The 12,802-nt window shown below is 66.1% G+C and carries 8 protein-coding genes and 1 riboswitch; all 8 genes read left to right on the top strand.

Features of this window, described 5'->3' with window-relative positions; translation table 11 throughout:
* Positions 1 to 230: 230 nt before the first annotated feature.
* Positions 231 to 1,295 (top strand): iron ABC transporter permease, encoded by a 1,065-nt coding sequence (locus tag E2583_RS09690; protein ID WP_291595268.1) that lies wholly within the window; start codon positions 231 to 233, stop codon positions 1,293 to 1,295.
* Positions 1,292 to 2,089, top strand: coding sequence for an ABC transporter ATP-binding protein (locus E2583_RS09685; RefSeq protein WP_291595233.1), 798 nt, complete (start codon positions 1,292 to 1,294; stop codon positions 2,087 to 2,089). Before E2583_RS09690 ends, E2583_RS09685 begins: the two co-directional genes overlap by 4 nt.
* 49 nt (positions 2,090 to 2,138) lie before the next feature.
* Positions 2,139 to 2,398, top strand: a riboswitch (cobalamin riboswitch).
* A 248-nt stretch (positions 2,399 to 2,646) separates the two neighbouring features.
* Positions 2,647 to 4,671: a TonB-dependent receptor gene (locus tag E2583_RS09680; RefSeq protein WP_291595231.1), complete on the top strand. Its 2,025-nt coding sequence runs from the start codon at positions 2,647 to 2,649 to the stop codon at positions 4,669 to 4,671.
* Between the two features lie 20 nt (positions 4,672 to 4,691).
* Positions 4,692 to 5,738 (top strand): ABC transporter substrate-binding protein, encoded by a 1,047-nt coding sequence (locus tag E2583_RS09675; RefSeq protein ID WP_291595229.1) that lies wholly within the window; start codon positions 4,692 to 4,694, stop codon positions 5,736 to 5,738.
* Positions 5,735 to 6,556, top strand: a complete 822-nt coding sequence (locus E2583_RS09670) for a (2Fe-2S) ferredoxin domain-containing protein (RefSeq protein WP_291595227.1) — start codon at positions 5,735 to 5,737, stop codon at positions 6,554 to 6,556. The genes E2583_RS09675 and E2583_RS09670 overlap by 4 nt, the downstream gene beginning before the upstream one ends.
* Before the next feature lie 33 nt (positions 6,557 to 6,589).
* Positions 6,590 to 7,636 (top strand): cobalamin biosynthesis protein CobW, encoded by a 1,047-nt coding sequence (cobW, locus tag E2583_RS09665; protein ID WP_291595225.1) that lies wholly within the window; start codon positions 6,590 to 6,592, stop codon positions 7,634 to 7,636.
* 62 nt (positions 7,637 to 7,698) lie between these two features.
* Positions 7,699 to 11,535, top strand: coding sequence for a cobaltochelatase subunit CobN (gene cobN / locus E2583_RS09660; RefSeq protein WP_291595223.1), 3,837 nt, complete (start codon positions 7,699 to 7,701; stop codon positions 11,533 to 11,535).
* A complete protein-coding gene (locus E2583_RS09655; protein WP_291595221.1) occupies positions 11,532 to 12,734 on the top strand; it encodes an ATP-binding protein in 1,203 nt (400 codons plus the stop codon). The genes cobN and E2583_RS09655 overlap by 4 nt, the downstream gene beginning before the upstream one ends.
* Positions 12,735 to 12,802 lie beyond the last annotated feature (68 nt).

Here is a 12,802-nt window from a genome sequence, read left to right as displayed (position 1 = left end):
ACGACCGTCTGCGGGGAGCAGCGTGACGGCAAAAGGCACCTGGGCTTCGCCCCGGCCCGATCCCGTCACCGGCATGCAGATCGTCTGCTTTGGCTGATGACAATGAGACATCTTGCACGGTCTATCGCCCTGTGCCGCAGGCCCTTGCTCATTCCCGCCGGCCCTGCCGGCAGCCGCAACCCCGGCCTCCGCACTGCCGCGCTGACGCCATGAGCCTGCGCGTGACAACGATGTTCGTGCATCAGCGCCGGCGGCTCAAGCTGTGGCTGTGCATGTTGACGGCTGCGCTGCTGCTCTCCCTGACCCTGGCCATCACCCTGGGGCCGGTTCGGATCGACCCCGCGCAGGCCTGGCAGATCGCGGCCTACGAGCTGGGTCAGCGCCTTGGCCTGGACTGGCCTCCGGGCAACTGGAGCAGCGCCCAATACCAGATTGTCTGGCGCGTGCGCCTGCCGCGCGTGTTGCTGGCGGCGCTCACGGGCGCAGGCCTGGCGCTGGTCGGCGTGGCCATGCAGGCCATGGTGCGCAATCCGTTGGCCGACCCCTATCTGCTCGGCGTGTCATCGGGTGCCTCGGTGGGGGCCGTGAGCGTGCTGGCCTTCGGCGCCCTGGCGTTTGCGGGCGAGCTGGCCTTGCCGCTGGGGGCTTTCAGCGGAGCGCTGCTGGCCTGTGCGGCCGTCTATTTCCTAGCCCATGCCAATGGACGATTGCAGGCATCGCGACTCATTCTGGGGGGCGTGGCCATCGCGTACTGCCTGGGCGGCGTCACCAGCCTGATCGTGCTCACCGCCGAACAGCGCGAGCTGGCCAATTCCGTGCTGACCTGGACCCTGGGCAGTCTGGCCGGAACCCGCTGGCAGGAGCTGGGCCTGCCGGCCGCCCTGCTGGTGGCGGGCATGGCCCTGCTGCTGGCGCAGGCCCGCTCGCTCAATGCGCTGCTGGCAGGCGAAGAAAGCGCCGCCACGCTGGGCGTGGACACCACCCGCACCAGGCGCTGGCTGTTCGTTCTGGTTTCCATGGTGACCGGGGTGCTGGTGGCACTGACGGGCCCTATCGGCTTCGTCGGACTCATCGTTCCTCATGTCACCCGCATGCTGGTCGGCTCCGAACACCGCAGCGTGCTGCCTGTGGCGGCCCTGACAGGTGCGCTCTTTCTGATCTGGGTGGATGTGTTCGCGCGCATCAGCTTTGCCCCGGCCGAAGTACCCGTGGGGGTCATCACCTCGCTGCTCGGGGGGCCCTTCTTCGTCTGGATGCTGTGCCGTAAAAGCGTGCGCGAGAGAGGGACGCTGTGAGCCCCGCGCCTCCCCCCGCCCGCCTGCTCGAGGCCAGCGGTCTGCATTGGCAGGCGGTTGCAACCCAGATCGTCAAGGACGTCAGCCTGCATGTCCGAGAGGGCGAACTGGTCGGCCTGCTCGGCCCCAACGGCAGCGGCAAGTCCACGTTGCTGCGCATGATCTACCGCATGCTCAGGCCCGACAGCGGTGTGGTGTGCATGGAAGGACAGGATGTCTGGCGGCGCAGCGCACGCGACAATGCGCGCGCCATGGCGGTGCTGGCGCAGGAAAACGCCGGCGAGTTCGATCTGCGCGTCTGCGATGTGGTGCTCATGGGCCGCACTCCACACCAGAGTTCCTTCGCCCGGGACAGCGAGCAGGACTTTCGCATCGTCGAGCAGTCCCTTGCCCAGGTTCGGGCCCTGCCGCTGGCCCAGCGCATGTTCTCCTCCCTCTCGGGCGGCGAAAAGCAGCGCGTGCTCATGGCCAGGGCATTGGCCCAGCAGACCAGACTGCTGGTACTGGACGAGCCCACCAACCATCTGGACGTGCGCCACCAGTTCGAGCTGATGAACCTGATCCGCAGCCTGGGCCTGACCACGCTGGCCGCCTTGCACGAGCTGCCGCTGGCCGCCCATTACTGCGACCGCCTGTACCTGCTCAAGTCCGGGGAACTGGTGGCACAGGGCACACCGGCGCAGGTGCTGAACGCAGAGACCATTGCCGAGGTCTACGGTGTCTGCGCCCAGGTTCGCATCAGCGGGCGCAGCGGCAGGCCGTTGATCGAGTTCATGCCGGACGAGTTGCTCTAAAACCCTGCGCATTTCGCCCAGGGACTGATAAACTTCGGCGGCGCCTTGATGGCGCTTCGTTTCGGAAGGTGCTCGCTTGAAGCGAGTGAAACGGGAACAAGGTCTGAGCGCAAGCTCGGGAAGCCTTGGCTGCCCCCGCAACGGTAAGCAGGTCAACACACTCACGCGAACGCAGCAGCGTTTGCAGCCACTGGACAGCGGTCCGGCCCCTCGCTTCGCGACGGTCCGGATCTTTCGGGAAGGCGGGTCGTGAATTCAGCCATGAATTGCCTGTGAGCCCGGAGACCGGCCTGCCGATGACTCAACTCCGCTCCCTGGGGCGGTAATTGCAAACTGTCTGCGGGGTGCGGATAGCGGCCAGAAAGTGGATTGCGTCATGCCTGAAAAGGCAGACCTGTCTGCGGCACAGCTATCCCTTCAGGCAGTTTCGGCCTCGTGATATGTGCTCTCATCCACAACATTCTGCTGTCTTTCCATCCTCGATCCACTCCAGACTGCCCCTGCGCCCAATTGGCGGCACGGCCCTGAAGCTGCTTCTGCTCTGTCCCGCAGTCGGCATGGCCCAGCAGACCCTGCCCGAAGTCACGGTACGCGAAAGCCGTCTGCCCGCGCATGAGCTGCAGACCAGCCAGCCCGCGAGCACGGCCTCCCACGTGGACGTCCCCGTGCTGGACCTTCCGGCCAGCGTCAGCGGCGTGTCCTCGCAACAGATGGACGAGCGCGCGGACTACCGCGTCGCCGATGCCATCACCCGCACGGTGGGCCTGAGCGCCTCGGGCGCCCCCGGCAATGGCGGACTGTCATTCTCGAGCCGCGGCTTCAACGGCGTGAACTCCATCGGCGTTGCCGAAGACGGCATCACGCTGGGCGTGGCCTCGGGCACGGTCAATTATCCGGGCGAAAGCTGGGGCTACGAGCGCATCGAAGTGCTGCGCGGCCCCGCCTCGCTGATGTATGGCAGCGGCACCATGGGCGCCACCATCAACGCCATCCGCAAGCAGCCCAGCCGCGAGCGCAGCACCGAAGTGCTTCTGGGTGCCGGCAGCCATGGCAAGGCCTACACCGGCATCGGCGCCGGCGGAGCCCTGGGCGAGACGCTGAGCTATCGCATCGATGCCTATGGCGAGCGCACCGACGGCGAGCGCGAGCTGGGACAGGCCAGCAGCGCCAAGCTCATGAGCGCGCTGCGCTGGACGCCGCGCCATGACCTGACCCTGGACCTGAGCGCCGACTTCAGCCAGCAAAAGCCCGAGCGCTATTTCGGCACTCCCGTGGTCGACGGCCGCATCGTCGGGCAGTTGCGCGACAAGAATTACAACGTGCTCGACGCCATCGATCAGTTCAAGGACCAGCGCTTTCGTGCCAAGGCCCAGTGGCGCGCCAGCGACACGCTGATGCTGCGCAACGAGATCTATCACTTCAAGTCGAACCGCCACTGGAAGAATATCGAGGCTTACGACTACCGGCCCGCCAACGGCCAGGTGGTGCGCTCCGACTATCTGGAAATCGGCCATGATGTGCAGCAGAGCGGCAATCGCATGGGACTCGACCTCCAGGCCGCCGGGCACCAGATCGCCGTGGGCTGGGACCTCTCCAACGCCCAGTTCACCAGCACCAGCAACTCACCCTACAGAGGCGGCTCCACGGTGTCCGCCTTCGAGCCCCAGCATGGCTACTGGGACAGCCCCGACGCCTATCTGCCGCGCATGAACTCCAGTCTCCGCCAGAATGCGCTGTATCTCGAAGATGCCTGGAAGATCAGCGAACAATGGCTTCTGATGGCCGGCATGCGCCGCGACTGGTATGCCTTCTCGCGCACCAACATCCAGGACGGATCGGGCTTTGACAAGCCGCTGAACGGCACCTCCTGGCGCCTGGGCCTGACCCACAAGTTCGACGCGCTCGGCAGCGCCTATGTGCAAACCAGTACCGGCCATGACCCCGTCGCCAGCCTGCTGGCGATTGCCCAATCGCAATCGGGCTTCAGCCTCAGCCAGGGCCGTCAGATCGAAGTCGGCTACAAGCAGCAGCTGGCCAACGGGCGCGGCGAGTGGACCGTGGCGGCCTACCGCATCGTCAAGGACGACATCATCACCCGCGACCCCAGCAACCACAATCTGCCCGTGCAAGGTGGCAGGCAGTCCTCCAGGGGACTGGAGCTGACCGGCCTGGTGCACACGGGCAAGGCCCTGCGTTTCGAAGGCAATCTCGCCTTTGTGGATGCAAAGTTCGACCGCCTGCTCGAAGGCAGCCAGGGCGCGGACCGCACCGGCAACCGCCCCGGCAATGTGCCGCGCGTGACGGCCAACCTCTGGGGCCACTACCGCAGCGGCCCATGGCAGGCATCGGTGGGCCTGCGCTATGTGGGTGATCGCTTCGCCGACAATGCCAACACCACGCGCCTGCCCTCCTATGCCGTGACCGACGCCGTGCTGAGCTGGGACATGAATCCGCGCACCACGCTGCGCCTGGTAGGCCGCAACCTGGGCAACCGTCTCTATGCCACGACCGCGCAGAGCAGCAATCAATGGCTGCTGGGACGGGGGCGCAGCGTCGAGCTGTCGGCTCTGATGCGCTTCTGATGCCGCAGGAACCAGTTGTGATGCAAGCGACCGGTCTGAATCGACGCTGCGCCCCGGTGCTGCTGACCGCAGCGCTGCTGGCCGCCTGCGGCAAAGCCCCCGAGCCGCAGGCGATCGCGGTACCGGCGCGCCAGCACCAGCCGCCGCTGAACCTGTCCGTCTGCGGCCAGAATGTGCGCTACGACCACATCCCCCGACGCGCCGTAACCCATGACGTCAACATTACCGAGAGCTTTCTCTACCTGGGTCTGGGCCGGCGTCTGGTCGGCTACTCGGGTATTCCGTCCAGCAAGGAGATCAGCCCCCAGCTCAAGCCCTGGCTGCAGCGCCTGCCCGATCTCTCGTCCCAGGGCATGAATCTGGAGGTTCTGCTGGGCGCCGAAGCCGACTTTGTCTTCGGTGGCTGGAGCTATGGCTTTCGACAGGGCGCCGTGACCCCCGAGCGCCTGGCCAGCCACGGCATTGCCTCCTATGTGCTGTCGGAGTCCTGCATCCGCGTACAAAAGCGCGAGCGCATCGCGCTGGACGATGCGTTGCTGGACATGGAAAACATCAGCCGCATCTTTGGCGTCCTTCAGCAGACCCAGCCACGCATCGACCGGCTGCGGGCCTCCCAGTCCAGACTGCGCCAGCAGATGAAAGGCAATCGCACGCTGCCGCGTGTCTTTGTCTATGACAGCGGACAGGAGATTCCCGTCACCGTCGGTCACTTCGGCATGCCGCAAGCCATGCTGGAAGAAGCCGGGGCCACGAATATCTTCTCGGACCTGACGCAGAACTGGCAGCGCGGCAACTGGGAGGACGTGATCGAGCGCGACCCCGAGTGGATCGTGATCATCGATTACGGCCAGCCCGATGCCCTGGGCAAAATTGAGTTCCTGCTGCAAAAAAAGGAGCTCGAAGCGGTCTCCGCGATTCGCAATCGCCGGTTCTTCGTGATGAGCTATGCCGAGGCCACGCCCGGCCCGCGCAATATAGAGGCCGCACAGCGCCTGGCAGCTGCCTTGCACCCCGAGCGCAAGATCAGCGTCCAGCGCGTGGAGTTTTCTGCAGGAGAGCTGCCGTGAACAAGCATCTCCCCACCTCCCGAGCTGCCGACCTCAAGCAGGCCGCAGCGCCTTCGCTGGCCATCATCTTGCTCAGCCGGGGCGGCGCCTATACCGCAGGCCTGACGGAGCTCAGCGATCTGGCAGCGCGGCTGGAAGCCGCCATGAGGGCTTCAGGCCAGCTTGTGCAGCAGGTGACCACGGCCTATGTGGACCGCGCCCAGCCCACGCTGGGCGAGGCGCTGGACCTGTGTGCCGAGGCCCGCAGCATTCTGATCCTGCCCGTGATGGTGCCTGACGAAGCCTCGCTGCGCCGCTGGCTGCACAAGCTCATCATGCGCTGGCGTGCAGCACGTGATTCCTCACAGCCCTCTCCGCGTCTGGTATTTGGTCAACCGCTGCTGCAACTACCCGGGCTGACCGAGCTGCTGGCCCGGTCCGTGGAGGATGCACTGCGCCAGCCCGATGTGCCCGAGGCACTGGGCGACGACCCCTGGGAGCGCGACCCCAGGGGGTGGTCGCTGGTGCCCGAGCACCGGCAGCATGTGCTGTGGTGCGTGGGCCCTCGCTGCGCGGCCAAGGGCGCGCTGCAGCTCTGGCCCGTGCTGACGCGCACGATCCGCGACACCCCGGGACTGAAAAACCATCTGCAGCCGCTGCAGACCGGTTGCCAGTATCCCTGCAACCATGGCCCGCTGATGATCGTCTACCCGGACGGTGTCTGGTACGGCCCCATGGATGCCGACAGCATGGCGACCACACTGACGGGGCATGTGCTGCACGGACGCGTGGACGCGGACCGCCGTGTCCACGGGCCGGAAGCCCTCAGGCGCCCCTGATTACTCTTGCTTTCCTCTACCGGAGATAGATTCATGCAAACCACCAAGATCCCCGCCACCATCGTCACCGGCTTCCTCGGCAGCGGCAAGACCACGCTGATGCGCCATATCCTCGAGCAGGCCAAGGGTCTGCGCGTGGCGGTCATTGTCAACGAGTTTGGCGAACTGGGCATTGATGGCGAAATCCTCAAGACCTGTGCCATTGGCTGCAAGGAAGAAGGCGGCGCCGACGGCCAGATCTACGAACTGGCCAACGGCTGCATGTGCTGCACCGTGCAGGAAGAGTTCTTCCCCGTCATGAAGGCCCTGGCCGAGCGCCGCGCCGACATCGATGTCCTGCTGATCGAAACCAGCGGCCTGGCCCTGCCCAAGCCGCTGGTCCAGGCCTTCCAGTGGCCCGACATCGCCAATGTCTTCACCGTCGACTCGGTGGTCACCGTGGTCGACACGCCCGCTGCGGCCGCCGGACAGTTTGCCCATGACCCGCATGCCGTCGACGAACAACGCCAGGCCGACCCCAATCTGGACCATGACGCCAGCCTGCACGAGTTGTTCGAAGACCAGTTGTCGGCGGCCGATCTGGTGGTGCTGTCCAAGGCCGACCTGGTCAGCGCCGAGCAGCTGGGTCAGGTGCGTGCCCTGGTGGCCGAGGAGGTGCCGGCCAGCGTGAAGATGATCGAGTCCGTGCACGGACGAGTGCCGCTGAACGTGCTGCTGGGCCAGCACCGCGCCGCCGAACTGTCCATCGACGGCAAGCACAGCCACCATGACCATGACGAAGACCATGACCACGACGCCTTCGATTCCCTCCACCTCGACCTGGGTGCCGTGGATCGGGAGCGCCTGATGCAGACCTTGCAATCCATCGTGGAGCAGCATGGCGTGCTGCGCGTCAAAGGCTTTGCCGCCCTGCCGGGCAAGAAGATGCGTCTGCTGGTGCAGGGCGTGGGCCGCCGTTTCGATGCCTATTTCGACCGCGCCTGGGCCGAGGGCGAAGCTGCATCCACGCGGCTGGTGTTCATCGGCAGGCAGCTTGACGGCACCGTGCTGCGCCAGGCCTTGCTGGGTGCACAGGCATAAAACCAGCAAAATCAGTATCAATCGCTTTACCAGCGATCGGATAAAGCTATCTTTTCTGAATCATGCACCTGCTCAGCACCCGCCCCGGTGGCTTTGTCGAAGACGACAGCATCATCACCCGTCTGGATCAGACGCCCGCCGATATGGTGGTGCTCAGCTCTGCCGACACCACGTTGTCGCTGCTGGCCGATGCCTACCGGATGTGGCTGCAGGCCGAGACCCAGACCGAAGGTTCGATTCCCACGCTGCGGCTGGCCAACCTGCTGCATCTGCGCCAGAGCGCGTCGCTCGATCTGTATATCGACGAGGTGCTGCAGCACGCCAGGCTGATCATCGTGGACCATCTGGGGGCCGAGTCCACCTGGCCTTATGGCATCGAGCAACTGCAAAGGCTGGCGCGCCGCAGGGGCCAGAAACTGGCCATGTTCTCGGGCGACAACCAGGAAGATCTGGAGTTGCTGGCCAAGGGCACGCTGGAGCCAGGACAAAGCCGTGCGCTGTGGCAATACCTGCGCGCCGGCGGACTGGGCAACGCGCGCGAGTTCCTGCGCATGGCGGCAGCCTGGGGCTTGAACCAGGGTCGCGAGGGAGCGCCCGTGCGGGTGCTGCCCCCCGTGGCCGTGCATGTGCCGCAAAGCTGGGTGCATGAGGATGCAGGACATCTTCCGGGCCTGGACGACCTGCAGGCACGCTGGCGGCCCGGAGCCCCTGTGGCCATGCTGGTGTTCTACCGTTCGCATCTGCTGTCGGCCAATACCGAGGCCTTCGATCTCATGGCCCAGGCCCTGCTCGATCGCGGGCTGAACCCGCTGCCGCTGGCCCTGGAGTCGCTCAAGGACGGACTGTGCCTGCAGACGCTGCGCTCCCTGTGCATCACCCACAAGGTGCAGGTCATCCTCAACACCACGGCGTTTGCCGCACTGGGAGAGCATGCGCGCGCCGGTGAGGCGGCCGCGGCACTGGCGGGCGACATCCCCGTGCTGCAGGTGATCGCCAGCGGCAGCAACCGCGACGACTGGCTCGCCGACAGCCAGGGCCTGCGTCCGCGCGACATTGCCATGCAGGTGGTGCTGCCCGAGATGGACGGCCGCATCATGACGCGCGCCATGAGTTTCAAGGGTCTGGCCCATCGCTGCGAGCTGACACAGACCGATGTGGTCAGCTACCAGGCCGAGCCCGACCGCATCACCTGGATTGCCGAGCTGGCATGGCGCTGGTGTCAGCTGCGCAGCAAGCCCGCTGCGCAGAAGAAGGCCGCGTTGATACTGGCCAACTACCCGGGCAGCGAGGCCCGCATGGGCAGCGGCGTGGGTCTCGATACCCCGGAATCCGTCATCGCCCTGCTGGAGCAGCTGCAGCGCGACGGATGGCAGCTGGGGGACGCGGCAGAGCGGCCCGGCTGTGGCCTGGCGCTGATGGAACGGCTGCAGCAAGGCATAGCCAACGACCCGAAAAAATGGCTGCTGCGACCCGCGAGCCAGGGCTATTCGCTGCAGGCCTATCAGCAGCGCCTGGCGCAAATGCCCGGCGACATGGCCGAGGCCGTGACCGCCCGCTGGGGTGAACCCGAGCAGGATCCCATGCTGCGCGATGGCTGGTTCATGGTCGCCGGCCTGCAGCTGGGCCATGTCTTCGTGGGCATACAGCCCGCGCGCTCGATCGACGGCCGCAATGACTATGCCAGCTACCACGACGCCGAGCTGGTGCCGCCCCATCACTATATGGCGTTCTACTTCTGGCTGCGCGACGTGTTTGAGGTGGACGCCATGGTCCATGTGGGCAAGCATGGCAATCTGGAATGGTTGCCGGGCAAGAGCCTGGCGCTGTCGCAGCAATGCTGGCCCGATGCCATCCTCGGCCCGCTGCCGCATGTCTATCCCTTCATCGTCAACGACCCCGGCGAAGGCGCACAGGCCAAACGCCGCAGCCAGGCCGTCATCATCGACCACCTGATGCCACCCCTCACGCGCGCCGAGAACCACGGACCCATGCAGGAGCTGGAGCGCCTGGTGGACGAGTACTACGAAGCCCTGCTGGTCGACCTGCGCCGCTCCGGCCTGCTGCGCAAGCAGATCCTGGACTGCGCCAGACAGCAGGACCTGCTGCGAGAGCTCGGCATGGACGCTCGAAGCTCGCCGCCCGATAGCGACGAGCTGCTGATGGAACGCATCGATGCCTATCTGTGCGAACTCAAGGAAACCCAGATCCGCGATGGCCTGCATATCTTCGGCCGCTCGCCACAGGCCCGGCTGCGTGAATCCACCCTGCTCTCGCTGGCACGTTATCCCGGCAGTGCCGATGCAGAGCAGGGCCTGCTCAACGCACTGGCAGCCGACCTGCTGCCCGGCATGGACTGGAACCCGCTGGACATGGATGCAGCCGCCCCCTGGAATGGCCCGCGCCCAGCCGTGCTGCAGCAGCAGGACGCCGGCACCTGGCGCCACGGCGGCGATACGCGCGAGCGGCTCGAACTGCTGGCTCTGCAGGTCATTGCCCGGCCCGGGCTGGCCCTCGACTGGCCGCACACACGCCGGGTGCTGACACGCATCGAGGAGCAGATTGCGCCGGCACTGGATGCCTGTGGTCCGCAGGAGCTGCTGCAATTCTCGCGGGCTCTGCAAGGACGCTTCGTGCCCCCCGGACCCAGCGGCTCGCCCTCGCGCGGGCGCTGCGATACCCTGCCAACGGGACGCAACTTCTACACGGTGGACACCCGCGCCATCCCTACACAGACTGCCTGGGCGCTGGGACAGCAGTCCGCACAGCGCCTGCTGGAGCGCCATCTGCAGGAGCATGGAGAATATCCGCAGGCCATCGGTCTTTCCGTCTGGGGAACGGCCACCATGCGCACCGGCGGTGACGACATCGCCCAGGCCTTCGCCCTGATCGGCGTTCGCCCCAGATGGGCGGCCGGCAGCCAGCGTGTGACCGACTTCGAAGTCATTCCTGCCGTCGGCCTGCGCCGTCCGCGCGTCGACGTGACGCTGCGCATCAGCGGCTTTTTCCGCGATGCCTTTCCCAATGTGGTGCAGATGTTCGACGCTGCCGTGCGTGCCGTGTCAGGGATGGAAGAGGACGACGACGACAATCCCATCCGCGCACGCGTGCTGCGTGATACGCAAGCCGCCATGGATCAGGGTCTGGGTGTCGAAGCGGCCCGCGAACAGGCGCTGTGGCGCGTTTTCGGAGCCCCCACCGGCAGCTATGGCGCAAGCATGCACGAGATGCTGCGTACCGGCCAGTGGACCGATTCGGGAGACTTTGCACGCCACTATCTGCACTGGGGTGCCTATGCCTACGGCCAGCAGGCCGACGGCGTGCCAGCCCGTTCCGCGCTGGAGCGTCGCCTGAAGTCGCTGGATGTGGTGCTTCAGAACCAGGACAGCCGCGAGCATGACCTGCTGGACTCCAGCGAGTACTACCAGCATCAGGGCGGCATGGTGGCGGCCGTGCGCCATCTGGGCGGCGGCGATCCTGCAATCTACCATGGCGACCACGGCAACCCCCAATCGGCCAGGATCCGGTCCCTGGCCGAGGAGATCGGACGGGTGGTGCGCGCCCGCGTCACCAACCCCAAGTGGATAGCAGGCGCCATGCGCCACGGCTACAAGGGTGCCTTCGAGATGGCGGCCACGGTGGATTACCTGTTCGGCTTCGATGCCACCACCGCGCTGGTTTCGGACCAGCATTACGCCATGGTCACCCAGGCCTATGTGGAGGATGAAAGCGTGCGCCAGTTTCTGCGCCAGCACAACCCCCGGGCGCTGGGCGATATCGTCTCGCGCCTGCTCGAAGCCATAGACCGCGGCATGTGGGAACAGCCCGGTGCACAGCATCAAAGCCTGCTGGCCCAGATGCTGGAGCACGAAGAATTCATGGAAGGACAGGTTTCCCGATGAGCCCGAACCACGACCTCGCTCCCGTATTTCCACTCTCGGCCATTCAGGGTCAGCCCGCACTGGTCCAGGCCCTGCTGCTGGCCGCGATCGAGCCGCAGCTCGGCGGTGTGCTGATTCAAGGCCCGCGTGGAACGGCCAAGTCCACGGCAGCGCGTGCGCTGGCGGATATGCTGGCCCCTGCGCCTTTCGTCACCCTGCCGCTCGGTGCGTCCATCGAACATGTGACCGGCAGTCTGGACCTCTCCAGGGCACTCTCGGGCCACGAAGTGGGCTTCGCTCCGGGTCTGATCGCCAAGGCGCACGAAGGCGTGCTGTATGTCGATGAGATCAATCTGCTGCCCGATGCCATCGTCGATGTGCTGCTTGACGTGGCGGCGTCCGGCATCAATCGCATCGAGCGCGACGGCATCTCCCACAGCCATGCCGCTCGCTTCGTGCTGATCGGCACCATGAACCCGGAAGAAGGCATGCTGCGCCCGCAGTTGCTGGATCGGCTGGGCCTTTGCGTACAGCTGGACAATGCCAATGATCCGCAACTGCGCAGCCGCATTGTCAAGGCCAGGTTGCGCTTTGATCAGGACCCCGAGGGTTTTGCCCGGTCGCACGCAAGCGGGCAGCAGGAGATTCGCCAACGGCTGGTACAGGCGCGCGACCGTTGCCGCAATGCCTCGGAGCTGGCATGGAGCGATGCCGTCCACGAGGCCGTGGCACTGCAGTGCATCGCCGCCGAGGTGGACGGACTGCGTGCCGACCTGGTCATGCTGCGCGCGGCTCGCGCGCTGGCGGCATGGCAAGGCAGTCAGGACATCACCCCCGCGCATGTGTCCGAAGTTGCGCCACTGGTGCTGCAGCATCGCGCGGGCCAGCCACATCCGCGCAGCGCCAGTCAGCCCCAGCAGACGCCCGCAGGCACGCCGCCTGCCGCGCCTGCTGCAACCTCTGCCTCGGAGCGCAAAGAGCATGCCGGGCCTGATACTCAGGCATCCACATCCCATGCGCCTGCCTCGCCAGACTCCGGCACCATCGGCTCCCGCCCTCAGGATACAGGCCCGGGCCACGAACAGCCGCCCCCAGGCTGGGGACAGGTCCAAGCCGTGAGCAGCGTCGCGTTCGATGCTCGGCAGGCCGACGCCCTGGCGCAGGCAGCGCTGGAGGCCCTGGCCGCAAAAAAAGCCCGCGCCTCCGGTCCGCTGCGCTGAGCGCCGGCCGGGGGCGAATCGGCTCCGCAAACCAAGGCCCGGCCCTGGCCGGACAGGCCGAACCCAGC

The organism is Comamonas sp. (assembly GCF_009360615.1).
Taxonomy (GTDB): domain Bacteria; phylum Pseudomonadota; class Gammaproteobacteria; order Burkholderiales; family Burkholderiaceae_C; genus Comamonas.
The sequence above is the reverse complement of the archived record's forward strand: the minus strand, read 5'-3'. Positions and strand labels throughout refer to the sequence as shown.